We start from the raw sequence: 24916 nt of genomic DNA on the forward strand, positions 1-24916 counted from the left end.
GCCGATTGTCGGATTGGATGACTTCACGGCGCCAGTGACCGATCCGGCTCCGCTTCGTTCCCCCGGACGGAGGTGTACGCCATGGTGGCTCCCCCGGACAACGATGTGCTCTGGGCACGGTCCCTGCACTACTCCCACGACGGTTCCCCCGGAATCGTCGGCGTCTCCGCCGGCGTCCGCGAGGGCGAGATCCTCGCCGTCACCGGCCCCCGCGGCTCCGGTAAGACCACCCTGCTGCGCTGCCTCTCCGGACAGCTCCGCCCCGACCAGGGCGAGGTCTGGTTCAACAGCGTCCCCGTCCACACCATGGGCGAGCTCGCGAGGGAGCGGCTGCGCCGGGACCGGTTCGGCTGGATCGGCCCGGAACCCCACCTGCTGCCCGAGCTGAACGTCTGGGAGAACGCGGCCCTGCCCCTGCTCATCGCCGGGGTACCGCACCGCGCGGCCAAGCGCACCGCGATGGACTGGCTGGACCGGCTCGACATCGGCGCCTTCGCCCGCAAGCGGCCGCGCGTCCTGAACCGCGCCGAGTGCCAGCGGGTCGCACTGGCCCGGGCCCTGGTCAACGAACCCGCGGTGATCTTCGCCGACGAGCCCACCGCCCCGCTCCACCGCGCCGACCGCGCAACTCTGCTGCGCACCCTGACCACGGCGGCCCGCTCGCACTCCATCACGGTGCTGCTCGCCACCCATGACCCGGAGGTCGCGGACGCCGCAGACCGCCGGACCGCCCTGCTCGACGGCCGCCCCGCCGGGGCCGCACCGCAGCAGACCGGCTACCCCGACGCACCGGAAGGCCAACCCGAGTGCTCGCTCTCCGCCTGACCCGGGGCTCCGGCCCACTGCTCCAGCTGCGCCGACTGCTGGTCGCCGCCGCCTCCGCCGGCACCGGATACCTGCTGCTGTGCATCCTCGCCGACGCCGCGGCAGCCACCGGTCCGGCCGAAGCTGCCGGATCGTTCCCTCGCCTGCTGTGGGCCCTGGTACCGCTCGCCGTCACCGCGCAGCTGGCCGTGGCCGTGGCCCGCACCGACCCGGCGACCCGGCCGCCCGAGGCGCTGACCGCCGCCGGACTGGGCCCCGTACGCACCGCCCTGATCGCGGCCGTGTCCACCGCCGTCGCCTGCACCCTGGGGAGCGCGCTCGCGCTCGCCGTCTTCCTGCACCTGCGCGGGGACCTCACCGGCCTGCCCTTCGACGGGGCCGGCTCCGCGACCCTGCACGAGGGTCTGGCCCTGCCGGCGGCCGGCGCGCTCACCCTCCTGGCCCTGACCCCGCTGACCGCGTCCGCCTCCGTGGTCCTCGCCCTCCGGCCGCGCACCCCGCGCGCCCCCCAGGCCGGACTGCCGTGGGGGGTCGCGCTCACCGCCTGCGGCCTCGCCGTCCAGGGGTTCGCCGGCCGGGGCACCCCCGGCGCCCTGGCCGGCTGGTCGCTCACCGCCGTCGGCCTGGCCCTCGCCGGTCCCGCCCTGACCTACGCCTGCGGGACCGCGGTGCAGGCCGCCCGGCCCGGCGCGCTGCGGCTGCTGGCCGGACGCGCACTGCAGGAGGAGGCATCCCGGGTCGGCGGCCCGCTCGGGGTGACCTGCGCGGTGACCGCCGGCGGGCTCACCGCCCTGGCCCTGTCCGGCTCCGGCGGGACGCTGGTGCCACTGGGCGCGCTGACCGGCCCGGCCGCCGCACTGGTGGCCGGGTGCGCGGCGGCCACCCTGTTCACGGCGGCCGTCGAGGTCCGGCAGGCCCGGGCCGGGGCCCGGCAGACCCTGGTGGACCTGGGCACCCCGGTCCGGGTGCTGCGCAGCGCCGCCACCCTGAGGGCGGGTGCGCTCCTGGCACTGTGCCTGCCGCTCAGCTGGGGCGTGGCCCAGCTGATGGCGGTCGCGCTGAGCCGCTGACCCGCAGGCCCGCAGGCCCGCCGACCCGCGGGCCGGACCCGGCCAATGCAGTTGCCTTTGAGCTGCGGGGATCGTTGCCCCACGAGTGACGGGGTGGGACGCGGGGCAACGGGTGCGGATCGGGATATGCCGGGCCCGCGCCCGCCTCGGCGAGGACGTGCTGGAGACCGTGTTCCGCTTGGTGGTCGGCCCGCTCGCCACCCGGAACACCCCGGGCGCGTGGTGGCGGGGGCTGCGGCTCCTCGCCCTGGACGGCACCCAGTTCGATCTCCCGGACTCGACGAGCAACGGCGACACCTTCGACGGCCCCTCCACCACCGGCGGCGTCCCCTTCGGCTTCCCCCAGGTCAGGGCGGTGGTCCTCGCCGAGATCGGAACACACGCAGTTCTTGACGCTCGTCTCGGCGGGTACCGCGACGGCGAACGCAGCCTCGCCTACCCGCTGGCAAGCTCCACCAGCCCCGGAGACCTGGTGATCGCCGACCGCGGCTTCTGGTCGGTCGAGTTCGCTCACGTCTTCACCATGGGGGGCGCGGATCTGCTGGTCAGGCTCCAGTCCAACCACCTAGGAACCGTCCAGAAAGAACTACCGGACGGCTCATATCTGTCGATGGCGCGACCGGGAAAGGAGGTCCGGCTCCGAGCCGCGCGAGAGGGCCGAACGCTGCCCAAGCACGTGATCTACCGCGTCATCACCTTCGCGAAGGGCGACAAGGCCGCCCACCTGGGCACGACGCTGCTGGACCCGGAGCAGTATCCGGCCGACGAACTGGTCGCGCTCTACCGGGAACGCTGGGAGATCGAGCTCGCCTTCGACGAGATCAAGAACCATCTCGGCCCCGGCGGGCCGATCAGGTCGCGCACACCGGAAGGCGTCCGGCAGGAACTGTGGGCCTACCTCGCGGTCCACCACGCGATCCGCCAGTTCGCCCACACAACCGCGCTCGCCCGCCCGATCGTGGACGCCGACCGTGTCTCCACCTGAGTGCGTCCGCATCATCCGTCGCAGCATCCCGTCCCAGCTCGGATCGACCGCCACCAAGCTCACCCGCTCACTCACCGAGGCCAGGCGGGAGGCACGCCTACGCCTCCTCCCGGCCCGGCGTAATCGCGACTGCCCACGGGCGATCAAGAAGCCGAACCGTTGGCCGGTGCTGAGGACCCGAGCCAGACGCGGCACCGTCCAACCAGGCCGCTGGTCTCACAATCCGACCTCGAAGCCGAAGAGCACCCGCCGGGCTGGAAGGCCGGCACTCAAGGGAACGCAAACTCCGCCGTCGTCCTAACCGCCTGCGTTCACCCTCGACGCCCCTGCCCGCTCCGCGTCGTCCCCGTCCCATCAGCCCTGGCCTCTGACCCGCCCTCCCCATAGGCTGCGTGATCCACATCGTTCGGGGGGATCATGAACTTCACGCGTTATCGCAGACCGTCGGCCTTCATGTTGCTGACTGTCGCGGTCGTCCTCGGCGCCGCGGCCGTGGTCGGGCTCGGTTCGGGAGGCGAGGGCGCTCTGGTCCTGCTGCTCGGGCTTCGCGAGTACGTCCTTCTGCTGGGTTGGCTCGCCCTGGCCGCGTTGACCGGGGCGGTCCTGTTGGGGCTGCCGGAATCTTCGCTGCGGGTGCCCTTGGCCACCGTCTTGCTCGGTGTCGGCGTCCCGATGTTGCTTCTGGGTGGCCTCCTCTCCGCAGCGTTCGGTGATGACGAGAAGGGGAAGACGGAGGCGGCGGCTCCCGGCCGCGGCGACCGCCGGTTCGTGGTGACGCTGGGCGGCTTTGTCGACCCTGTCTGGTGCGTCTACGTCCACCAGGGAGATCAGCCGCTGGAACGCCGCTGGCGTGTCGGCCGCTTCAACGGTGACTCCGAAGACAACGCGCTACGCGAGACCGTGTGGACGGCTCCCGACCGAATTCGCATGACCACCGAGGGAGGCGCGGTCCACGAAGTGACCATCGCCCCAGGCGGTCGGCCCGACCACATTGTTTCCGTCGGTTAGCGACCTGAGTCAGCAGACGTTCTTCGGCTCGATCGATCGGGGTGGCCGGGCCCGCTCCTGACCAGGCTGCGGCTCGTCTCGACATAGCTGGCCCAGTACCCGAAAGCCGGGCGAACTGCCTAGGAGTCTCCGACCCAGGTCACAAGCTAGGTGCCGACCCCAGCGGCGCACTCGTTAAGGCAACTGCATTGGCCGGACCCGGCCCCCGGTGCCGCTGACCTCCCGACGCGTCACGGGAGGCAACTTCGGGGCCCGTTCGCACGTCTGGCAGAGGTACGTACAACCTGCCAGACGTGAACGGAGCCCCCCGGTGCTCATAGGCTTGCTGACCGCTGTCGCGGCGTCCATCTGCTACGGCACGGGATCCGTGCTGCAGGCGGTGGGGTCCCGCCGGGCCGCCCGCGAGAACCCCGCCGCCGCAGGGGTCACCGCACACGGCGGACCGAACCTGGCCTCCACCGCCAAGGCCGCGATGACCTGGGAGTTCATCCTCGGCACGGTGCTGGACTTCGTCGGCTTCGGGCTGGGCGCGCTGGCCGCCCGGCTGCTCCCGCTGTTCCTCTCCCAGACGGTGATCAGCGCGAACCTGGTGATCACGGCGGTGCTGAGCGTGAAGATGCTCGGGATCCGGCTGAACCGGAAGGAGTGGGCGTCGATCGCCACCGTCTGCGTTTCGCTGGTGCTGCTGGCCACGGCCGCGGGGCACGAGGGCAGCGGCCATACCGACCGGTCCACCCACTGGTGGCTGCTGGCCGTGACCGTGCTGATCATCGCGGGCGGGACGGTGGCCGTACGGCTCCTGGGCGCGCGGGCCGCCATCCTCGCCGGTCTGCTGTCCGGCCTGGGCTTCGGCGCGCTGGGCGTCGGCGTCCGCGTCCTCGACGGGGTCGACCCGTTCGACCTCGCCACCCTGCTCGCCGACCCCGCGCTGTACGCCATCGTGGTGGCGGGCGCCGGCGGCATGTACCTGCACACGGTCGCGCTGCAGATCGGCTCGGTGAACGGCGCGACGGCCGCCCTGGTCGTCGGCGAGACCGTCCTGCCGGGCGCGATCGGCGTCCTCTGGCTGGGCGACGCCTCCCGCCCCGGCCTGGCCTGGCTCGCGGTGGCCGGTTTCGTGCTCGCCGTGGCCGGCGCGGTGGCGGTGGCCTGGTTCGGCAACCACGGGGCCCCGGCGGAAGCGCCGGATCCGGCCCCGGCGCCGGTCCCCGTGCCGTAGCCGGGGCAGGGCGCCGGCGAGGGGCCCCGACGAGAGCCCCGGCGAGGGCCGGGCGCTACTCCGCGGGGAGGACCACCACGTCCGAGGGCGCGAAGGTCACCGAGACCGAGGCTCCGACCTCCGGGGCCTCCGCCAGCTCGCACTCCGCCTCCAGTCCGGGACCGGAGTGCGGGCGGAGGGCGACCGCCACATGGGTGCCGCGGAACGTACGGGACTCCACCACGCAGTCCAGTCCGGAGGGGGACAGCAGGACTCCGGCCGGGCGGACCAGCAGGCGGCACTCCCCCGCCGGGGCGCCCGCCGGGACCGGCACCCGGCCCCACGGGGTCTGCGCCGTGCCGTCCGACACCGTCGCCGGGACCACGTTCTCGAAGCCCAGGAAACGGGCGACGAACTCGGAGGCCGGGCGCTGCCAGACCTCCAGCGGGGTGCCGGCCTGGGCGATCCGGCCCTCGCGCATCACCACCACGCGGTCGGCGAGGGCGAAGGCCTCACCCTGGTCGTGGGTGACGGCCAGGACGGTGGTGCCCAGCCGGGAGAAGAGTGAGCGGAGTTCCACGACCAGCCGTTCCCGCAGGCCCCGGTCGAGCTGGCCGAGCGGCTCGTCCAGCATCAGCAGGCGCGGGGAGGGGGCCAGCGCGCGGGCCAGGGCGACGCGCTGCTGCTCGCCGCCGGACAGGGAGGCCACGGCGCGGCGCTCCGCCCCCGGCAGTCCGACCAGCCGGAGGAGTTCGGCGACCCGCGGCCCGTACGAGGCCTTGCCCGATCCCTGCATCCGCAGGCCGAAGGCCACGTTGCCGCCGACGTCCCGGTGCGGGAACAGCTGGTGGTCCTGGAACATCAGGCCCACCCCGCGCCGGTGCACCGGCACGCCGGCCTGGTCCGCGCCGCCGAGCCGGACCCGGCCGGCGGAGACCCGCTGGAGGCCGGCGATCACCCGCAGCAGGGTGGACTTGCCGCTGCCGCTCGGGCCGAGGACGCACACGATCTCGTGCTCGGCGACGTCCAGGCGGACGGAGTCCACCACGGCGCGCTCGCCGAAGCGGACGGTGACGTCCTCCAGTTCCAGCAGTCGCATCAGAATTCTCCGGAGGTCTTGTCGGGCCGCAGCCGCTCCAGCACCAGCAGGGACGCCGCGCACACCAGCATCAGGATGGTGCTCAGGGCCATGGCCTGGCCGTAATTGAGCTCACCGGCCCGGCCCAGCAGCCGGGCCACCGCCACCGGCAGCGTCGGGTTGTCCGGCCGGGCGATGAACACGGTGGCCCCGAACTCTCCGAGGGAGACCGCGAAGGCGAACCCGGCCGCGACGAGCAGGGCGCGGCGCACGAGCGGCAGGTCGACCTCCCGCCAGGCCCGGAAGGGGGACGCGCCGAGCACGGCCGCGGCCTCGCGCAGCCGCGCGTCCACCGCCCGCAGCACCGGCAGCATCGTCCGTACGACGAAGGGCACGCCCACCAGGGCCTGGGCCAGCGGCACCAGGATCCACGAGGTGCGCAGGTCCAGCGGGGGTTCGTCCAGGGTGATCAGGAAGCCGAAGCCGACGGTCACCGCGGACACCCCGAGGGGGAGCATCAGCATGGCGTCGAAGCCGCGCACGAACGGGCCCGCGCGCCGGGTCAGGGCGGCGGCGGCGAGACCGCCGATGAGCAGGGCGATGGCGGTGGCGGCCAGGGCGTACTGGAGGGAGTTCCACACGGCCTCCAGCGGGGCCACCACGAAGGTGCCGGTGGCGCCGGCGTCCTGGAGGGCGCGGTAGAAGGCCAGGCCGTAGCCGTCGGCGGTGTCGAAGGATCGTTCCACCAGGACGCCCAGCGGCAGCACGATCAGCAGCGCGACCGTCAGCAGCACCCCGCCGAGCAGGGCCCACTGGCCCGCGCCGCGCGGCCGGTGCGCCGTGCCGGAGGGGTCGACCAGGCGGAGCGCGGTCTCCCGGCGGCGGACCGTCCGGGCGTGGATCGCGAGGATCAGGGCCATCGCGGTGAACTGGACCATGGTCAGCACCGCCGCCGTCGACAGGTCGAGCAGCTGCGCGGTCTGCCGGTAGACCTCCACCTCCAGGGTGGCGTACGACGGCCCGCCGAGGATCTGGACGACGCCGAAGGAGCTGAAGGTGAAGAGGAAGACCATCAGCGCGGCGGCGGCCACCGCCGGGGCCAGCGCGGGCAGCGTGACCCTGCGCCAGGCCGCGAACCGGCCGGCGCCCAGGACCCGGGCGGCCTCCTCCTGCCGCGGGTCCAGCTGGGCCCACAGCCCGCCGACGGTCCGGACGACCACGGCGTAGTTGAAGAAGACGTGTGCGAGGAGGATCGCCCAGACGGTGGTGTCCAGGCGGACGCCCCACAGTTCGTCCGTCAGTCCGTTGCGGCCGACCAGGGCGAGGAAAGCGGTGCCGACGACCACGGTCGGCAGCACGAAGGGGACGGTGACCACCGCCCGCAGCACTTCCTTGCCCGGGAAGGAGAAACGGGCGAAGACGTATGCGGCGGGCAGGGCGATCACCAGGGTCAGCACGGTGGAGGCCAGGGCCTGCCAGGTGGTGAACCAGAGCACGTCGGCGATGTCCGGGCGGCCCAGCACCTCGCCGACCCGCCCGAACTGCCAGCCTTCCTCCGTCTTGAGTCCGCGCCCCACGATGGCGGCGACGGGCCAGGCGAAGAAGACGGCGAAGAAGGCGGCCGGCAGGGCCATCAGGCCGAGCCGGACCATCGTGCCCCGGCGGGCGGCCGCGCGGTCCGCGGCCGCCGCCGTGCCGCCCGGTGTTACTTCACGACGAGCGAAGTCCACGCCTGGACCCACTGCTCACGGTTCTTGGCGATGGTGTCCGGAGTGACGTTCTCCGGCTTCTCGATCACCACGCCGTGCTTGGTGAAGACCTCCGGCAGCTTGGCGTCCTTGACGACCGGGTTCACGAACATGTTCAGCGGCATGTCCTCCTGGAACGCCTTGCCGATCATGAAGTCGATGAAGGCCTTGCCGCCCGCCTCGTTCTTCGCGCCCTTCAGCAGACCGGCGAACTCGATCTGGCGGAAGCAGGTGCCGGTGGAGACACCGGTCGGGGCCTCGGCCGGCTGCGGCTCGGAGAACAGCACCTCGACCGGCGGGCTGGAGGCGTAGGAAACGACCAGCGGGCGGTCGCCCTTGGCCTTCTTGCCGCCGGCGGAGCCGGAGAAGCGCTCGTTGTAGGCCTGCTCCCAGCCGTCGACGACCTCGACGCCGTTGGCCTTGAGCTTGCTCCAGTAGTCCTTCCAGCCGTCCTCTCCGTACTTGCCGACGGTGGCGAGCAGGAAGCCGAGGCCGGGCGAGGAGGTCGCGGCGTTCTCGGTGACCAGCAGGTTCTCGTACTCGGGCTTGACCAGGTCGTCGAGCGTCTGCGGCGGGGCGAGCTTCTTGTCCGCGAAGTACTTCTTGTCGTAGTTGACGCAGATGTCGCCGGTGTCGACCGGGGTGACCCGGTGCTGCTCCTTGTCGAGCTGGTACGCCGCGCCCACGCCGGCCAGGCCCTTGGCCTCGTACGGGGTGAAGATGCCGTTGTCGAGGGCACGGGAGAGCATCGTGTTGTCCACGCCGAAGAACACGTCGCCGCGCGGCTTGCCCTTGGTGAGGATCTCCTGGTTCAGCGCCGCGCCCGCGTCGCCGCTCTTGACCACCTTGACCGTGTAGCCGGTCTGCTTCTCGAACTCCTTCAGGACCTCCTTGGAGGGGTTGAAGGAGTCGTGACCGACGACGGTCACCGTCTTCGACGCCGGTCCGCTGCTCGCGGCGGCGTCCTTGTCCTTGGCCTCGCCGCCGCACGCGGTGAGCGTGGTCACGCCGAGCGCCGCGGCGAGCGCGACCCCCGCGATCTTCTTGGTGGTACTCACGGAAACATTCCTCCTGGAGTGACCAGGAGAAGACGCGGCCCCGCCCGGGCGCTCATGAGGAGCGGGGCGCCCGGGCAGGGCGCAACAGCTTGAGGTGGTGACCGAACTTCCTACCCGGAATGACCCGGGCGAGGTTCAGAGGGTCTGCGGCCTGACGGTTGCCGCACTCTCAGCGCTGTGGCGCTCCCCTGTCGGAATATGCAGATGTACGGGGGCCAGACTACCGTTCGCTCGCGGCGAGCTGTCCGCACGCTCCGTCGATCTCCTGGCCCCGGGTGTCCCGGACGGTCACCGGGACGCCGTGGGCGGCGATGGCCTCGACGAAGGCCCGCTCGTCCTCGGGGCGGGAGGCGGTCCACTTGGAGCCCGGGGTCGGGTTCAGCGGGATCAGGTTGACGTGCACCCGCTTGCCCTTGAGCAGCCGGCCGAGCAGGTCGCCCCGCCAGGCCTGGTCGTTGATGTCGCGGATCAGGGCGTACTCGATGGACACCCGGCGACTGGACTTCTCGGCGTACTCCCAGGCCGCGTCGAGCACCTCGCGGACCTTCCAGCGGGTGTTCACCGGGACCAGGGTGTCGCGCAGCTCGTCGTCGGGGGCGTGCAGCGAGACCGCGAGGCGGCACTTGAAGCCCTCGTCGGCGAAGCGGTGGATGGCGGGGACCAGGCCGACGGTGGAGACGGTGATGCCGCGCTGGGACAGGCCCAGGCCGTCGGGCTCGGGGTCGGTGAGGCGGCGGATGGCGCCGACCACCCGGTTGTAGTTGGCGAGCGGCTCGCCCATGCCCATGAAGACGATGTTGGAGAGGCGGGCCGGGCCGCCGGGGACCTCGCCGTCGCGCAGGGCGCGCATGCCGTCGACGATCTGGTGCACGATCTCGGCGGTGGAGAGGTTGCGGTCGAGACCGGCCTGGCCGGTGGCGCAGAACGGGCAGTTCATGCCGCAGCCGGCCTGCGAGGAGATGCACATGGTGACCCGGTCGGGGTAGCGCATCAGGACGGACTCCACGAGGGTGCCGTCGTGGAGCTTCCACAGGGTCTTGCGCGTGGTGTCGTCGTCGCAGGAGATGTGCCGTACGACCGACATCAGATCGGGGAGCAGGGCCTCGCGCAGCTTCTCGCGCGCGGCGGCCGGGATGTCGGTCCACTCGGCGGGGTCGTGGGCGTACCGCGCGAAGTAGTGCTGGGAGAGCTGCTTGGCCCGGAACGGCTTCTCCCCGATGGCGGCGACGGCCTCGCGGCGCTCGGCCGGCGTGAGGTCGGCCAGGTGCTTGGGCGGCCGCTTCGCGCCGCGGGGTGCGACAAAGGTGAGCTCGCCGGGAGCGGGTCGGGCAGCCATGAGTGGTTCTCCTCAGTACGACGAGGCCTGGGCGCGTCTCCGCAGGAGCGGAGCGGACTGGTGGCTCGACCCGAGCCAGAGAGACCTCACGGGGTTCCGCCCCCGCGGGTGCGGAACGGAAAAGGCGCGCCACCCGAGAGTGGCGCGCCTTTCAGGATACGTCGTCCGGTGTGCGACGGCCGAACGGCTGTGGATCACCGGAACCGGACGGCACCGGTGGGACCCGCGCGGCCGCCCGGCTGCCGTCCGCTCAGCCCGTCCCGACGAACAGGGCCAGCAGCAGCCAGACCACGGGGGCCGTCGGCAGGAGGGAGTCCAGCCGGTCCATGATCCCGCCGTGGCCCGGGAGGAGCGTTCCCATGTCCTTGATGCCCAGGTCCCGCTTGATCATCGACTCGCCGAGGTCGCCCAGGGTGGCGCTGACCGCGACCACCAGGCCCAGGACCAGGCCCTGCCACCAGGTGCCGTCGTCGATCAGGAACTCCATGCACAGCGCGCCGGCCGCCATGGCGAAGGCCACCGCGCCGAACAGGCCCTCACGGGTCTTTCCGGGGCTGATCCGCGGCGCCAGCTTGTGCTTGCCGAAGCGCCAGCCGACCGCGTAGGCACCGGTGTCGCTGACCACGGTGAGCACCAGGAAGGTGATCACCCGCTGCGGGCCGTCGTCGGCGGCGAGCAGCATGGCGACGAAGGTGGCCAGGAACGGCACGTAGAACGCGGCGAACACGCCCGCCGTGACGTCCTTGAGGTAGTCCTCGGGCGGCTCGGTCATCCGCCACACCAGCACCGCGAGCGCGGTCAGGGCCATGGCGACCCAGGCGCCCTCGGCCCCCCGGACGTAGCCGGCGATGACCATGGCGGCGCCGCCGACCGCGAGCGGCACGAGCGGGGCCTTGATGCCCTTGCGCTCCTGCAGCCGGGAGGTCAGCTCCCACAGGCCGACGACGACGGCGACGACGATGACGCCGACGAAGACCGCCTTCACGATCAGCAGCGAGGCGAAGATGACGGCGCCGAGGCCGACGCCGACCCCTATGGCAGCACGCAGGTCACGCCCGGCGCGCTTCTTGGGCGGCGGCGAGGCGTCCTGCGGGGCATGCGGGGGTGGCGTGGGCATGGGCTCCTGCGGCGGCATGTCGGCGCGGAACGGGGGGCCGTCCGGAAGGACGGCCCCCCGATCATATGCGGGACCTGCCGGAACCGGCTCCGCCTCCCAAGGAGAGTCGTTCATCAGACCTCGAGGAGCTCGGCTTCCTTGTGCTTGAGCAGCTCGTCCACCTGCGCGACGTACTTCGCGGTGGTGTCGTCGAGCTCCTTCTCGGCGCGGCGCACCTCGTCCTCGCCGGCCTCCTTGTCCTTGACCAGCTTGTCGAGGGAGTCCTTGGCCTTGCGGCGCACGGAACGGATGGAGACGCGGGAGTCCTCGGCCTTGCCCTTGGCGACCTTGATGTACTCGCGGCGGCGCTCCTCGGTCAGCTCCGGGAACGTCACACGGATGATGTTGCCGTCGTTGCTGGGGTTGACGCCCAGGTCGGAGTCGCGGATGGCCTGCTCGATGTTGCGCAGGGCGCTCTTGTCGAACGGCGTGACCACGGCCATGCGCGGCTCGGGCACGGAGAACGAGGCGAGCTGGTTGATGGGCGTGATGGCGCCGTAGTAGTCCGCCACGATCTTGTTGAACATCGCCGGGTGCGCACGGCCGGTGCGGATCGCGGCGAAGTCCTCCTTGGCCACCACGACGGCCTTCTCCATCTTCTCCTCGGCTTCGAGGAGGATTTCTTCGATCACCACGTGCTCCTGCATGTCAGATTTGGATGGTTCGGGCGGGCGGGCCGGCGTGGGCCGGCTGAGCGGTCAGGCCCGGGTGCCCTGGTCGCTCACGAGCGTGCCGATCTTCTCACCCTTGACCGCCCGGGCGATATTGCCCTCGGCCAGCAGCTCGAAGACGAGGATCGGGAGCTTGTTGTCGCGGCACAGCGTGATGGCGGTGGCGTCGGCGACCTTGAGGTCGCGGGAGAGCACCTCGCCGTACTCCAGCGCGTCGAACTTCACGGCGTCCGGATTGGTCTTCGGGTCGGAGTCGTAGACCCCGTCGACGCCGTTCTTGCCCATGAGCAGGGCCTCTGCGTCGATCTCCAGCGCGCGCTGGGCGGCGGTGGTGTCGGTGGAGAAGTAGGGCATGCCCATACCGGCGCCGAAGATGACGACGCGGCCCTTCTCCAGGTGCCGTACGGCCCGCAGCGGGATGTACGGTTCCGCGACCTGGCCCATGGTGATGGCGGTCTGGACGCGGGAGTCGATGCCTTCCTTCTCCAGGAAGTCCTGGAGGGCGAGGCAGTTCATGACCGTGCCGAGCATGCCCATGTAGTCGGACCGGGCACGGTCCATGCCGCGCTGCTGCAGCTCGGCGCCGCGGAAGAAGTTGCCGCCGCCGATGACGACGGCGATCTCCGCGCCGTCACGGACCACGCCCGCGATCTCACGTGCGATCGCGTGCACGACGTCGGGGTCGACGCCCAGTCCCCCGCCGCCGGAGAAGGCTTCACCCGACAGCTTCAGCAGGAAGCGGCGGACGCCCTTCTTCTCGTGGTGGCTCTTGGTGTCGGAAGCGGTGTGGGGGTCCACGCCCTGATTCATGGAGATCTCCTCGTGCACATACGAAGAAGGCCATTGCCGGGGTCCTTGCGGTTCCCTGTGCGGCAATGGCCTCCTCGTCAGATCTGCGGTCGTCCTGCGCGAGCGCGGCCGACTGCTTCAGACCCTACCGGGGTCCGGGTGTCCGTCGCGTACGGACTCAGATGCCGACCTTGATGCGGGTGAAGCGCTTCAGGGTGACACCGGCCTCGTCCAGGATCTGCTGAACGGTCTTCTTGTTGTCCAGCGCGTACGGCTGGCCGAGGAGGGTGGCCTCCTTGAAGAAGCCGTTGACCCGACCCTCGACGATCTTGGGGAGCGCGGCCTCGGGCTTGCCCTCGGCGCGGGTGGTCTCCTCGGCGACGCGGCGCTCGGTCTCGATGACCTCGGCCGGGACGTCCTCCTTGGAGAGGTACTTCGGGGCGAACGCGGCGATGTGCTGCGCGATGCCCTTGGCGAGGTCGCCCTCGGCCTTGTCCAGCTCGACCAGGACACCGATCTGCGGGGGCAGGTCGGGCATGGTGCGGTGCATGTAGGCGTAGACGGAGCCGTCGGCGAACTGCGCGAAGCGGTCCAGGACGATCTTCTCGCCGAGGTTGGCGTTGGCCTCGTCCACGAACGCCTGGACGGTCTTGCCGGCCTCGATCTCGGAGGCGAGCAGCGCCGCGATGTCCGCCGGGGAGGTGGCGGCCACGTGCTTGGCGATGTCGGCGGCGACGGACTGGAACTTCTCACCCTTGGCGACGAAGTCGGTCTCGCACTTCAGCTCGACGAGGACACCGGAGGTGTTGTCCTCGGCGATCAGGGAGACGACGGCACCGTTCTCGGCGGAACGGCCCTCGCGCTTGGCGACGCCCTTCTGGCCCTTGATGCGCAGGGCCTCGACGGCCTTGTCGACGTTGCCCTCGGCCTCGTCCAGCGCCTTCTTGCAGTCCATCATGCCGGCGCCGGTGAGCTCGCGGAGCTTCTTGACGTCAGCGGCGGTGTAGTTCGCCATGAGTCTGTGATTCTCTCTCGAAGTCGTAGATCTACGGGTGAACGGCGGGGGCCGGTGCTCTGGTTCGCACCGTCCCCCGTCGTCATCGTCCGTGCTGCGAGTGCCCGGCGGATGAACGCCGGGCCACTCTCAGTGGGATCAGGCCTGCTCGGCGTCCGCGGCCGGAGCCTCGGCGGCCGGAGCCTCGGCAGCGGGGGCCTCGGCAGCGGGGGCCTCGGCGGCAGGGGCCTCGGCGGCCGGAGCCTCGTCGGCCTTCTTCTCACCCTCGAGCAGGTCGCGCTCCCACTCGGCGAGCGGCTCGCCGGCGGCCTTGTCGCCCGGCTTCGAGTCACCGGTGGCGACGCCGGAACGGGCGATGAGGCCCTCGGCGACGGCGTCGGCGATCACGCGGGTGAGCAGGGTGACGGAGCGGATCGCGTCGTCGTTGCCCGGGATCTTGTAGTCGACCTCGTCGGGGTCGCAGTTGGTGTCGAGGATCGCGACGACCGGGATGTGGAGCTTGCGCGCCTCACCGACGGCGATGTGCTCCTTCTTGGTGTCGACGATCCAGACGGCGCTGGGCACCTTCTGCATCTCGCGGATACCACCGAGGGTCTTCTCCAGCTTGGCCTTCTCGCGGGAGAGGACCAGGAGCTCCTTCTTGGTGAGGCCGGAGGCGGCCACGTCCTCGAAGTCGATCTGCTCGAGCTCCTTCAGGCGCTGAAGGCGCTTGTACACGGTGGAGAAGTTGGTGAGCATGCCGCCCAGCCAGCGCTGGTTGACGTAGGGCATGCCGACGCGGGTCGCCTGCTCGGCGATGGCCTCCTGGGCCTGCTTCTTGGTACCCACGAACATGATGGAGCCGCCGTGCGCGACGGTCTCCTTGACGAACTCGTAGGCGCGGTCGATGTACGACAGCGACTGGAGCAGGTCGATGATGTAGATGCCGTTGCGCTCGGTGAAGATGAAGCGCTTCATCTTCGGGTTCCAGCGACGGGTCTGGTGACCGAAGTGGACGCCGCTCTCCAGCAGCTCCCGCATCGTGACGACGGCCATGGCCGTATCTCCTTGGATTCTCGGTTTCATTCCTGACGCCCCGGCGCGTCCTGCCCCCGTCGAAGGGGACCGAGGGACGCTGCCGCCAGACCGTTGGACCGGCCGGCGCTGGGGCGTGCGAAGTCGACCCGGTGACCCGGATCGCCACAAGAAGTGTACGGGACCCGGCGCGGTGCCGGGTGACGCCCTCCCGGACGCCGTCCGGAGTACCCGCAGTCCACAGGCGGCCCCGTCGTCCACAGGCCGGAGCGCGGGAGGCGGCTCCGCGGGACCCTGCGGGCATGAACGCACTGCTTCCGGTCTTCCTGCCGGCCCTGCTCCCGGCCCTGCTGCCGGCCCTCCTCCCGGCCCTTCTCCCGACCTCGCCGCCCGGCTCGCTCCCGGTCCCGGCGCCGGTCTCCGCGCCCGCCGCCGTGCCCTCGCCCGGTCCGGTGCGGCAGGTCCGGCCGCTGCCCGCGCCGCTGACGGTGCTGCGCTGGTGGGATCCGCCGCCCACCCCGTACGCGGCCGGGCACCGCGGGGTGGACCTGGCCGCCCCGGTGGGTACGGACGTGCGGGCGGTGGGTGCCGGCCGGGTGCATTACGCCGGACAGGTGGCCGGCCGCGGGGTGCTGTCCCTCACCCTCCCGGGGGGTCTGCGCACCACGTTCGAACCGGTCCGCCCGCTGGTCTCCGCGGGCGAGCCGGTGCGGGCCGGGCAGGTGGTGGCGGTCCTGGACACGGGGAGCCACTGCCCGGCGTCCTGCCTGCACTGGGGGCTGCTCGCCGGGGACGCCTACCTCAACCCGCTGGCCCTGGTTCCCCGGGCCTCGCCCCGGCTGCTTCCGCCGGGCGCCGCTCTCAGCCCCGTACGCCGCGCAGGGCCATGGCCACGGCCGCCTCGGTGACCTCGGCGGGCTCCTCGGCGGCACCGAGCTCGATCCGGCGCACGGCGGCGTCCACGATCCCCTGGAGCAGCATCGCGGCGAGCCGGGGCTGGTCGTGGCCGAGGTCGCCGAGCGCCTCGACGATCATCGCCACCAGGCCGCCGTGCGCCGCACGGATCTTCTCCCGGGCGCCGGCGTCGAGCTCGCTCGCCGAGATCGCCACCACGGCACGGTGCCGCCGGTCCCCCACCAGGGCCAGCTGCTGCCGGACGTACGCCTCGACCTTCGCCTCGGGGGTGTCCGCGGCCTCCATGGCCGCTTCGATCTCGGCCGCCCACACCGGGAAGTCCACGGCGCACAGCTCCTCGACCACGGCCGCGCGGGAGCGGAAGTACTCGTAGACGGAGGACCGGGCGAGGCCGGTCCGTTCGGCGAGGGCGGGGAAGGTCAGCGCCTCCGTACCGCCCTCGGACAGCAGGGACCGGGCGGCGTCCAGGAGGGCGCCGCGCTGCATCGTCCGGTGCTCGGCCACGGAGGCCGCTCGAATCCTGGGCACGTCTCCACTTTACGGAGGTGCCGCAAGGTCACCGGCCGACATCCGCCAGCTTCGCCCGCAGTTGCAGCACCGACTTGGTGTGGATCTGGCTGACCCGGGACTCGGTGACGCCGAGCACGTTGCCGATCTCGGCGAGGGTGAGCCCCTCGTAGTAGTAGAGGGTCACCACCGTCTTCTCCCGTTCAGGAAGGGTGTTGATGGCCCGGGCGAGGAGCCGGCGCAGCTCCCGGTCCTCCGCCACCGCGACCGGGTTGTCGGCGGCGGTGTCCTCCAGGGTGTCCATCAGGGTGAGCCGCTCGCCGCCCTCGCCGCCGACGTGCAGCAGCTCTTCCAGGGCGACCATGTTGGCGAGCGACAACTGGCTGAAAACGGTGTGGAGTTCCTCCACCGAGATGCCCATCTCGGCGGCCACCTCGGTCTCGGAGGGGGTGCGCCTGAGCTGCGCCTCCAGGGTTGCGTAGGCCCGCTCGACGGCGCGCGCCTTCTGGCGGACGGAACGCGGGATCCAGTCCAGGGCGCGCAGTTCGTCGATCATCGCGCCGCGGATGCGGGTGATCGCGTACGTCTCGAACTTGATGGCCCGGTCGATGTCGAACTTCTCGATGGCGTCGATCAGTCCGAAGACCCCGGAGGAGACGAAGTCCGCCTGCTCGACATTGGGCGGGAGCCCGACACTGACCCGGCCGGCCACGTACTTCACCAGCGGCGAGTAGTGCAGGATCAGCTGCTCCCGCAGGCGTTCGTCACCCGAGTCCTTGTAGGAGCGCCACAGCGCGTCCAGGGACGAGGGCGCGGTGGACCGCTCGCTGCTGCGGGCAGCGGGGGGTGCCGCAGCGCGGTCAGACCCTGAGGTGTGCTGGGGCATGCGTCGCCTTTGTCGGGACCGGATTCCTTGGGAGCGTAGCGTGACTGAACAGTCGCGGTGCGCGAAGAGTACGGGATCGTATGACGGCCCCGGCGCCCGCGGTGCCACGCGGGCGGTCCGGGACCGGCGCCTCGCGCACGGTCCAGGCGACTGCCACCGGGAATGCCGCGTCTCTCATCGGCTTCACTCTTTCACCGGAACGCCCCAGGTCAACGACCGCCTCGCCGGGCGCCACCGGTTCGAGTGGCCGCATCGGCGGCGTGTCCCGTCAACCTCCATCCGTCGCCTTGCCGTTCGACGAACCCCAGAGAGTGAAGTTCGTACAGTCTGCCGATGACTTCATCGGTGCCGCTGCCGGCGGAGAGCGCCACCTCCCCGGCACGGGCGGGCCGGCCGGCCGGGAGCGCTTCCAGTACCCGGGCGGTCTCCGGCGGGAGCAGGTCCCGGGGGAGCACCGGTCCCCTGCGTTCGGGGGCCAGTTCGCCCATGCCGCCGACCAGTTCGACGATCTCGTCGGCGTCGGTGACCAGGACGGCCTCGCCGCGCAGCAGCTCGTGCACCCCGGCGGAGAGCACGCTGGTGGCGGGGCCGGGCACGCCCATGGTGAGCCTGCCGAGCCGCTGGGCGCGGCGGGCGGTGACGAGGGAGCCGCTGCGGTGGGCTGCCTCGACGACCACGGTGCCGCGGGTGAGGGCGGCGATGACCCGGTTCCGCAGGACGAACCGGCTGCGGGTGGGATGGCTGCCCGGTGGCAGCTCGCCGATCAGCAGGCCCTGCCCGGCGATCCGCCCGAGCAGGCCGGCGTGCCCCGGCGGGTAGTGCGTGTCCACCCCGCAGGCCAGTACGGCAGCGGTGGCACCGCCCGCGGAGAGCGCCCCGCGGTGGGCGGCTCCGTCGATGCCGTAGGCCGCTCCGGAGACCACCACCCAGCCGCGCTCGGCGAGTCCGGCGGCGAGGGTCTGCGCCATGTGCGTGCCGTACGGGGTGCAGGCGCGGGCGCCCACCAGGGCGACCGAACGCAAGGCCCAGACCCGGAGGTCCGGCCCGCCCCGGAGCCACAGTCCGACGGGGCGGGCGTCCCCGAGGTCGTCGAGCTGGCTGGGCCACTCCGGGGCGCCCGGCGGCACGAAGCGGCCGCCCAGGCCCGCGATGACCGCCAGGTCCCGCTCGGGGTCGGCCCGGGCGGCCCGCTCCCGGTATCCGGTGAGCCGCCCGGGCCCCACCCCGTCGAGGGCCTCGCACTCCCCCGGCGGGCCGGTCAGCCGCCGTATCACCCCTTCCGCGCCGAAGCGCCGCAGCCAGCGCCCTCCGTGCTCGTCCCCCGGCTCCAACACCCGCGTGAGCGCCGCCCTGGCGAGCAGTTCGCCCTGGTCGCCGGCCATCACACGAGACCGGGTGCGACGGGGACGCCGCGTGCCACGCCCGTACGGAGTTCCAGGGCGACGGCCACGTCCAGGGCGTCCGGCCGGTCCTTGCCGGCCAGGTCGGCGACGGTCCAGGCGACGCGGAGCACCCGGTCCAGGCCGCGTGCGGTGAGCAGCCCGCGCTCCAGCTCCCGCTCGGCCTGGGCGAGCGCCCCCGGAGCGGGTTCCCAGCGGGTCCGCAACTCGTGCCCGGGGATCTCGCCGTTCACCCTCCAGGGCGTGTCCTCCAGCCGGGCCGCCGCCCGGCACCTGGCCTCGGCCACCCGCGCCCCCACGGCCGCGCTGGTCTCACCCCGTCCGCCCCGCCCCAGCAGATCGGACCTGCTGACCGGCTCCACCTCGACCCGCAGGTCCACCCGGTCGAGCAGTGGGCCGGAGAGACGGGCCTGGTAGCGCCGGATCGCCGCCGGCGGGCACTCACAGCCGATGCCGTGCACCGTGTGCCGCCCGCAGGGGCAGGGGTTGGAGGCGAGCACCATCAGGAACTTCGCGGGCAGCCGCACCACCCCGGCCGCCCGCGCGACGACCACCTCGCCGGACTCCAGCGGCTGCCGCAGCGCGTCCAGCGTCTTGGTGCTGAACTCGGGCGCCTCGTCCAGGAAGAGCACGCCCCGGTGCGCCAGCGAGACCGCGCCGGGCCGTGGCAGCCCGCTCCCGCCGCCCACCAGCGACTGCATGCTCGCCGAGTGGTGCGGGGCGCAGTACGGCACGGCCTGTACGAGCGGATCGCCGGGCGCCAGGAGGCCTGCGACCGAGTGGACGGCGGTGACCTCCAGGGACTCCTGCCGGGTGAGGGCCGGCATGATCCCCGGGAGGCGTTCCGCCAGCATGGTCTTGCCGGCGCCCGGCGGGCCGGTGAGGAACACGTGATGTCCGCCGGCGGCCGCCACCTCCAGGGCCCGCCGGGCCGCCCGCTGCCCGGCCACGTCCGCCAGATCGGGCAGCCCGGCACGGCCGCCACGCCCGATTCCGGCACCGACCGCCACTCCCGGGACGACCAGGCCGGCCAGCATCGGGTCGGGCCGGTCCGGCGGGTCCGAGGGGTCCTCGTCCGGGATCTCGCCCTCGCTGAGGACGGCGATGAGCTGGCGCAGGCTGCGGACGCCGAGCACGGCGACATCGGGGACCAGGGCGGCCTCGCCCGCGCACTGCTGCGGCACGACCACCTGCCGGTACCCGGCCTCGGCCGCGGCCAGGACGGCCGGGAGCACGCCCCGGACCGGGCGGGCACGGCCGTCCAGGCCGAGCTCGCCGACGATGACCAGATCGGCGATGGCCGCCGGGTCGATCCGTTCCGCAGCGCCGAGCACCGCGGTGGCGATGGCCAGGTCGAATCCCGAGCCGGACTTCGGCACGGAGGCCGGGCTCAGGCCCACGGTGAGCTTCTTCTGAGGCCATTCCGCGCCCGAGTTCACCACCGCGGCCCGGACCCGGTCCCGGCTCTCGAACAGGGTCTTGTCGGGGAGTCCGACCAGGGTGAAGGCGGCCAGTCCCGGCTCCAGGTCCGCCTGGACCTCGACCAGCACGCCCTCGACGCCGACCGGCGCCACCGAGCAGGTCCGCGCGAAGCCCATCACGCCACCCCCCGGACGTGCTCCACGACCGGGGCGCCCCGCCGCGGCAGGACCACCCCGACCACGTCGATCCGCACCCCGCCCGGGGGCGCTCCGCCGTGGTCGGCGATCCAGCGCTCCGCGAGCCTCCGGAGCCGCTCGGCCTTGTCCCGTCCGACCGCCGCCATCGGGTGTTCGAACGGGCCCGCCCGGCGTGTCTTGACCTCGCAGACCACCAGCGCGTCGCCGTCCTGGGCGACGATGTCGATCTCTCCGCCCGGCCCCGACCGCCAGTTCCGCGCGATCACCCGCATCCCGGCCTCGGTCAGCCGCCGCGCGGCCAGGTCCTCGCCGTACCTGCCCAGTGCCCCTCGGGTATCCATTGCGCACCACCTCCGGGACAGACGGTCCCGTACCGGTGCGCACATTGTGGATCTTGGTGGACAACCGCCGGCCTGTGGACAACCCGCTCACCCACAGGGGTGAGATCAGCTGCCGGGGAGCTCCAGGTCGCTCTTGTTGAGCTCCTCGATGTTCACGTCCTTGAACGTCAACACCCGAACCTGCTTCACGAACCGGGCCGGCCGGTACATGTCCCAGACCCACGCGTCGGCCATCGACACCTCGAAGAACACCTCGCCCTGGACCGAGTGCACCTGCATCTCGTAGTCGTTGGTGAGGTAGAACCGTCGTTCGGTCTCGATCACGTACTTGAACAGCCCGACGACGTCGCGGTACTCGCGATAGAGCTTCAGCTCCATCTCGGTCTCGTACTTCTCGAGGTCCTCGGCGCTCATGGCATGTTCCCCTTCAGCCGTGCGTCCCCCTATTGTGCGCCAGCCCTGTGCGCCCCTAAACGATTTCGGGGTCCAGGACCACCGGCGCGGCCGGGGGACCGTCGTCGAGCAGTGCGCGGAACAGCTCGGCGAGCTTGGTCGGGTACACCGTCTCACGTGCCGCGAGAAGTTCCTCGCAGGTCCACCATCTCGCCCCGGTGACGCTGCGCCGTTCCAGCTCGGTGAGGGCGGCCGGGGCGGTGGCGGTCTGGGTGGTTCTGGCCAGGAAGTACCACTCGTCCTGTTCCCAGCGCCGCCCGTCGAAGGGGAAGGAGCAGTACCGGTGCCAGAGCACCGGCCCGAGCTCCACCTGCCCGATCCCGGTCTCCTCCGCGAGCTCGCGCAGCGCGGCCTCTTCCCGGGTCTCTCCGGGCTCCAGGCCGCCCCCCGGGGTGAACCACCAGTCGTCGGCCGGATCGGCCGGCTCGAAGCCGTGCAGCAGCAGGATCCGGTCCGCCGGATCCAGCAGGATCAGCCGCGACACCTTGCGCGGGCCCGGGTCAGCGGACACCGTTCGGCTCCCGCCGCCCCCGGCCCAGCCGCCGCGCGACCGGCCCGTACGCCGCTCCGCCGACCACCAGCGCCGCGCCGACGACCGCCGCGATCAGCTGGATCCTGATCGGGCCGGGCGAGGAGACCCCGCCGGGCAGTGCCGCGTAGGTCCGCGGACGCTCCAGCATGGCCGCCGAGGGCCATGCGCGGGCGTCCACCCGCGCAGTGACCGCGGAGCGCTCCACCATGCCCTGTCCGGCGTCCTGGAGGTGGGCCCGGGAGTCCAGCGAAGCGGCCCGCCGGTCACCCAGCAGGAACAGCTTGCCCTTGGGCACCGTCACCTCGAACGGCGTGTCCGAGGCGAGGCCCGAACGGCGCCCGGAGCCGTCGGCCTTCACGTCGTCGATGTACGGCTCGTCCAGTTCCTTGCCGTTCACCGTCAACCGGCCGTCCTGGTCGCAGCAGCGCACGGTGTCGCCGCCGATGCCGACGACCCGCTTGACCATCGGCGCGTTGCTCCACACGGAATCGGTGAAGATCACCACGTCGCCGCGGCGCACCTCACCGCCGTCGATCCGCTCGGCGAGCACCCGGTCCCCCGGCCGCACCGTGGGCATCATCGAGTCCGTCGGCACCGTGTACGGCTGGTAGACCAGCGCACCCCACACGAATCCCCCCAGGAACAGGGCAAAGCCGATGGCCACGGCCAGCCCCGACAGTATGTTGCCGAGGCGGCCGCGGCCACCCGTTCCACGTGCTGCTTCGCCCATCCCAGCGCCCCCCACCTCGGAGATCGTCGACTGGGCGGCAATCTACCCGGCGGTACGCCCCCGGGTCAGCACCCGCCTGCGCCACATCACCAGCGGTACCGCACCGGCCACGCCCAGTCCCGCCGGACCCAGCCCGATCGCGGCGGCCGCGGCCTGGTTGCCCAGGCCCGGCTGGTCGAAGGTGTCCGGCACCGGCAGGGTCGCCCAGCGGCTCAGCGGCCAGGCCACGACCACGGCCCGTCCGACGACCTTCTCGTTGGGCACGAAGCCGCCCGTCTTGTCGTCCCCGTGGTACCGCGAGTCGTAGGAGTTCTGACGGTGGTCGCCCATGACCCACACGTGGTCCTTCGGCACCTTCAGCGGCCCGAACGGCTTGTCGTCGCACGGGGTGTTGCCGGGGAAGATGTACGGCTCGTCCAGCGCCTTCCCGTTGACCTTGACCGGTCCGCCCTTCTGGCACTCCACCGTGTCGCCGCCGACCGCGATGACCCGCTTGATCAGGTCCTTCTCGTCCGGCATCAGACCGATCCAGCGAAGGGCCGTCTGGAACACGTTGGGTTCCGGGGTCGGCTCTCCGGCCAGCCACTCGTCCGGGTCCTCGAAGACCACGACCTCGCCCCGCTCCGGCTCCGAGCCGAACCACGGGGTCAGCTTGTCCACCAGCACCCGGTCACCGCGCTGCAGGGTGTTCTGCATCGAGTCGGAGGGGATCGAGAACGCCTGCAGCAGGAAGGTCTTGATCAGCAGGGCCAGCACCAGGGCGATGCCGATGAGGAGGGGCAGCTCCTTCCAGAAGGAGCGCTGCGGGCTCTCGGCGGCCTCGTCGTCCCCGGTGGTCCCCTCGGCACCGGCGACGGCGTCCTCCGGCTGCTCGGCCCCCGGCCGCTCGGGCCGCTCCTCGGGCTCCTCGCGTCCGGAACGTGCGCCTACTGCCACATCCCCCACTTCCACTCCTCACTTCGAAACATGCGCCCACGCCGGAACTGACGGGGCCTCCACTCCCCTAACGAGCGGGAGTTCCCCAAGGATCGGGAGACGGAGGACACACTATGCGACGGGCCTGTGCCTCCTGCGTCCCCGGCGCGCGGGATCGGGCACCGTGGCGAAGACCGCGGGCTTGTCCAGGCCGCCCCAGTGGCCCGACGGCCAGGCGATCACGAAGGCGCGGCCGACCACGCCCGCCTCCGCGATGGTCCCCTGGAACTGCTCGTCGAGGTGGTAGCGGGAGTCCGCCGAATTGGCCCGGTGGTCGCCCATCACGAACAGCCGGCCCTCCGGCACCTTCACCTCGAACCTGATGTCGGACGGCGCGTTTCCGCGCATCACGTACGGCTCATCGATGGACACGCCGTTGACGCTGACCCGGCCCTTGGCGTCGCAGCACTTGACCGTGTCACCGCCCACCCCGATGACCCGCTTGATCAGGTCCTGCTCGTCGGACGAGGGCAGCAGGCCGATGAAGGTCAGCGCCTGCTTGAGCTGTTTGACGCCGATCGGATCGGGGGCGGGCCGCTGCTCGCCCTTGAGCCAGCCGCCCGGGTCCCTGAAGACGACCACGTCGCCGCGCTCGGCCTTGGCCCCGAACCACGGGGTCAGCTTGTCCACGAGCACCCGGTCGCCGATCCGGATGGTCTGCTCCATCGAGCCCGACGGGATGAAGAACGCCTGTACCAGGAAGGTCTTCAGGAGCAGCGCGATGCACAGCGCCACGACCACCAGCAGCGGCAGCTCGCCCGCCCGCCGGGTCCGCCGGCGCCGCTTGCTCTTGCGGGCCAGCCGGCGGCGTTCGGCGCGCCCGCCGAGCCGCTGGATCTCGGCGTCGCGCTCGCGGGCCGAGCGCCCGCGGCTACCCATCCGTACCGCCGGCGCCACCACCGGGTCTGCCCCAGCGGGAAAGCGGCCAGCCGATCCAGTCGGCCCGCCCGATCACCTTGTCCACCGGCACCATCCCGCCGCCCGGCGAGCCGAGGTGGTCGCGGGAGTCCCGGGACTGGGAGCGGTGGTCCCCCATCACCCACAGGGTGCCGAGCGGCACCACGGTACGGAACGGGACCGTCGAGGGGACGTCCCCGGGGTACAGGTAGGGCTCGTCGAGCACCTTGCCGTTGACCTTGATCCGGCCGCGGTCGTCACAGCAGACCACGTCGTCGCCGCCCACGCCCACCACCCGCTTCACGAAGTCCGTGTCGGCCGGCTCGGCCAGCCCGAGGGCCGCGGCCGCGCCGCGCAGTGCCTCGCCGACCGGATTGCCCTCCGGCCCTTCCTGCACGAAGGAGCCGCGGCCGTCGAAGACCACCACGTCGCCGCGGCGCGGTTCCTCGCCGAAACGGTACGCCAGCTTGTTGACCAGCACCCGGTCCCCGACCTTGAGGGTCGGCTCCATCGAGCGGCTGGGGATCAGGAAGGGCTGCAGCACGAAGTTGCTGAAGAGCAGCACGCCGACGGTGAGGGCGACACCGGCCAGCCCGGCCCGCCGCCAGGTCAGACGTCCGGAAAACGCGAAACGCGACCGCTCCGCCCCCTCGTCGGGGGAAGAGTGGCCGCGCTGCGTGACTCGTGCTTCGGTGTCCATCGGGAGGAGC

Annotated in this window: 26 protein-coding genes; 6 read left to right on the forward strand and 20 right to left on the reverse strand. The window is 72.1% G+C overall.

Going from position 1 to position 24916, the window contains the following annotated elements:
- Positions 1–81: 81 nt before the first annotated feature.
- The 5 genes from AC067U_RS27555 (at position 82) to AC067U_RS27575 (ending at position 5107) form a co-directional block, all read left to right on the forward strand.
- Positions 82–825 carry an ABC transporter ATP-binding protein gene (locus AC067U_RS27555; protein WP_478832485.1) on the forward strand — a complete coding sequence of 248 codons (744 nt, stop codon included), beginning with the start codon at positions 82–84 and terminating at the stop codon, positions 823–825.
- Entirely contained in the window at positions 807–1895 is a 1089-nt protein-coding gene (locus AC067U_RS27560) for a hypothetical protein (RefSeq protein WP_478832486.1), read from the forward strand. The genes AC067U_RS27555 and AC067U_RS27560 overlap by 19 nt, the downstream gene beginning before the upstream one ends.
- Positions 1896–2007: 112 nt before the next feature.
- Positions 2008–2880, forward strand: a complete 873-nt coding sequence (locus AC067U_RS27565; RefSeq protein ID WP_478832487.1) for an IS4 family transposase — start codon at positions 2008–2010, stop codon at positions 2878–2880.
- 417 nt (positions 2881–3297) lie between these two features.
- Positions 3298–3888 carry a hypothetical protein gene (locus AC067U_RS27570; RefSeq protein WP_478832488.1) on the forward strand — a complete coding sequence of 197 codons (591 nt, stop codon included), beginning with the start codon at positions 3298–3300 and terminating at the stop codon, positions 3886–3888.
- 310 nt (positions 3889–4198) lie between these two features.
- Complete coding sequence (locus tag AC067U_RS27575; protein ID WP_478832489.1) at positions 4199–5107, forward strand: DMT family protein; 909 nt, start codon at positions 4199–4201, stop codon at positions 5105–5107.
- Positions 5108–5162: 55 nt separating this feature from the next.
- On the opposite strand, the gene AC067U_RS27580 is transcribed toward AC067U_RS27575, so the two are convergent.
- The 9 genes from AC067U_RS27580 to rpsB all read right to left on the reverse strand — a co-directional run bounded on the left by AC067U_RS27580 (position 5163) and on the right by rpsB (position 14972).
- On the reverse strand, positions 5163–6179 hold the full coding sequence (locus tag AC067U_RS27580; protein WP_478832637.1) for an ABC transporter ATP-binding protein: 1017 nt from the start codon (positions 6177–6179) through the stop codon (positions 5163–5165).
- A 5-nt stretch (positions 6180–6184) separates the two neighbouring features.
- A complete protein-coding gene (locus tag AC067U_RS27585; RefSeq protein WP_478832638.1) occupies positions 6185–7798 on the reverse strand; it encodes an ABC transporter permease in 1614 nt (537 codons plus the stop codon).
- A gap of 71 nt (positions 7799–7869) precedes the next feature.
- A complete protein-coding gene (locus AC067U_RS27590) occupies positions 7870–8970 on the reverse strand; it encodes a thiamine ABC transporter substrate-binding protein (RefSeq protein ID WP_478832490.1) in 1101 nt (366 codons plus the stop codon).
- 220 nt (positions 8971–9190) lie between these two features.
- Positions 9191–10306, reverse strand: coding sequence for a dual-specificity RNA methyltransferase RlmN (rlmN, locus tag AC067U_RS27595; RefSeq protein WP_478832491.1), 1116 nt, complete (start codon positions 10304–10306; stop codon positions 9191–9193).
- Between the two features lie 250 nt (positions 10307–10556).
- The gene (locus tag AC067U_RS27600; protein WP_478832492.1) at positions 10557–11537 is read right to left on the reverse strand and encodes a phosphatidate cytidylyltransferase; all 981 of its coding nucleotides are present in this window, start codon (positions 11535–11537) and stop codon (positions 10557–10559) included.
- Complete coding sequence (gene frr / locus AC067U_RS27605) at positions 11537–12094, reverse strand: ribosome recycling factor (RefSeq protein WP_478832639.1); 558 nt, start codon at positions 12092–12094, stop codon at positions 11537–11539. Before frr ends, AC067U_RS27600 begins: the two co-directional genes overlap by 1 nt.
- A gap of 66 nt (positions 12095–12160) precedes the next feature.
- Positions 12161–12943 (reverse strand): UMP kinase, encoded by a 783-nt coding sequence (gene pyrH / locus AC067U_RS27610; protein WP_478832493.1) that lies wholly within the window; start codon positions 12941–12943, stop codon positions 12161–12163.
- Positions 12944–13100: 157 nt separating this feature from the next.
- Complete coding sequence (tsf, locus tag AC067U_RS27615; protein WP_478832494.1) at positions 13101–13937, reverse strand: translation elongation factor Ts; 837 nt, start codon at positions 13935–13937, stop codon at positions 13101–13103.
- A 138-nt stretch (positions 13938–14075) separates the two neighbouring features.
- Positions 14076–14972, reverse strand: coding sequence for a 30S ribosomal protein S2 (gene rpsB / locus AC067U_RS27620; protein WP_478832495.1), 897 nt, complete (start codon positions 14970–14972; stop codon positions 14076–14078).
- A 281-nt stretch (positions 14973–15253) separates the two neighbouring features.
- Between rpsB and AC067U_RS27625 the strand changes: the two genes are divergently transcribed.
- Positions 15254–15859: a M23 family metallopeptidase gene (locus AC067U_RS27625; protein ID WP_478832496.1), complete on the forward strand. Its 606-nt coding sequence runs from the start codon at positions 15254–15256 to the stop codon at positions 15857–15859.
- On the opposite strand, the gene AC067U_RS27630 is transcribed toward AC067U_RS27625, so the two are convergent.
- The 11 genes from AC067U_RS27630 to lepB (AC067U_RS27680) form a co-directional block, all read right to left on the reverse strand.
- On the reverse strand, positions 15813–16370 hold the full coding sequence (locus AC067U_RS27630; protein ID WP_478832640.1) for a TetR/AcrR family transcriptional regulator: 558 nt from the start codon (positions 16368–16370) through the stop codon (positions 15813–15815). The two genes, AC067U_RS27625 and AC067U_RS27630, sit on opposite strands and share 47 nt — an antisense overlap.
- Positions 16371–16422: 52 nt before the next feature.
- Positions 16423–17259, reverse strand: coding sequence for an RNA polymerase sigma factor WhiG (gene whiG / locus AC067U_RS27635; protein ID WP_478832497.1), 837 nt, complete (start codon positions 17257–17259; stop codon positions 16423–16425).
- A gap of 209 nt (positions 17260–17468) precedes the next feature.
- On the reverse strand, positions 17469–18641 hold the full coding sequence (gene dprA / locus AC067U_RS27640; protein WP_478832498.1) for a DNA-processing protein DprA: 1173 nt from the start codon (positions 18639–18641) through the stop codon (positions 17469–17471).
- Positions 18641–20257: a YifB family Mg chelatase-like AAA ATPase gene (locus AC067U_RS27645; RefSeq protein WP_478832499.1), complete on the reverse strand. Its 1617-nt coding sequence runs from the start codon at positions 20255–20257 to the stop codon at positions 18641–18643. The genes dprA and AC067U_RS27645 overlap by 1 nt, the downstream gene beginning before the upstream one ends.
- Positions 20257–20619, reverse strand: a complete 363-nt coding sequence (locus tag AC067U_RS27650) for a YraN family protein (RefSeq protein ID WP_478832500.1) — start codon at positions 20617–20619, stop codon at positions 20257–20259. Before AC067U_RS27650 ends, AC067U_RS27645 begins: the two co-directional genes overlap by 1 nt.
- 105 nt (positions 20620–20724) lie before the next feature.
- Positions 20725–21033 (reverse strand): DUF2469 domain-containing protein, encoded by a 309-nt coding sequence (locus AC067U_RS27655; RefSeq protein WP_005311352.1) that lies wholly within the window; start codon positions 21031–21033, stop codon positions 20725–20727.
- Positions 21034–21088: 55 nt separating this feature from the next.
- Positions 21089–21583, reverse strand: a complete 495-nt coding sequence (locus AC067U_RS27660) for an NUDIX hydrolase (RefSeq protein WP_478832501.1) — start codon at positions 21581–21583, stop codon at positions 21089–21091.
- On the reverse strand, positions 21573–22334 hold the full coding sequence (gene lepB, locus AC067U_RS27665; protein ID WP_478832502.1) for a signal peptidase I: 762 nt from the start codon (positions 22332–22334) through the stop codon (positions 21573–21575). Before lepB (AC067U_RS27665) ends, AC067U_RS27660 begins: the two co-directional genes overlap by 11 nt.
- Positions 22335–22376: 42 nt before the next feature.
- Positions 22377–23270 (reverse strand): signal peptidase I, encoded by an 894-nt coding sequence (lepB, locus tag AC067U_RS27670; protein ID WP_478832503.1) that lies wholly within the window; start codon positions 23268–23270, stop codon positions 22377–22379.
- 111 nt (positions 23271–23381) lie between these two features.
- The gene (gene lepB, locus AC067U_RS27675) at positions 23382–24188 is read right to left on the reverse strand and encodes a signal peptidase I (RefSeq protein ID WP_478832504.1); all 807 of its coding nucleotides are present in this window, start codon (positions 24186–24188) and stop codon (positions 23382–23384) included.
- Positions 24181–24906, reverse strand: a complete 726-nt coding sequence (gene lepB / locus AC067U_RS27680) for a signal peptidase I (RefSeq protein WP_478832505.1) — start codon at positions 24904–24906, stop codon at positions 24181–24183. Before lepB (AC067U_RS27680) ends, lepB (AC067U_RS27675) begins: the two co-directional genes overlap by 8 nt.
- Positions 24907–24916 lie beyond the last annotated feature (10 nt).

Source organism: Streptomyces sp. NPDC043853 (genome assembly GCF_056436025.1).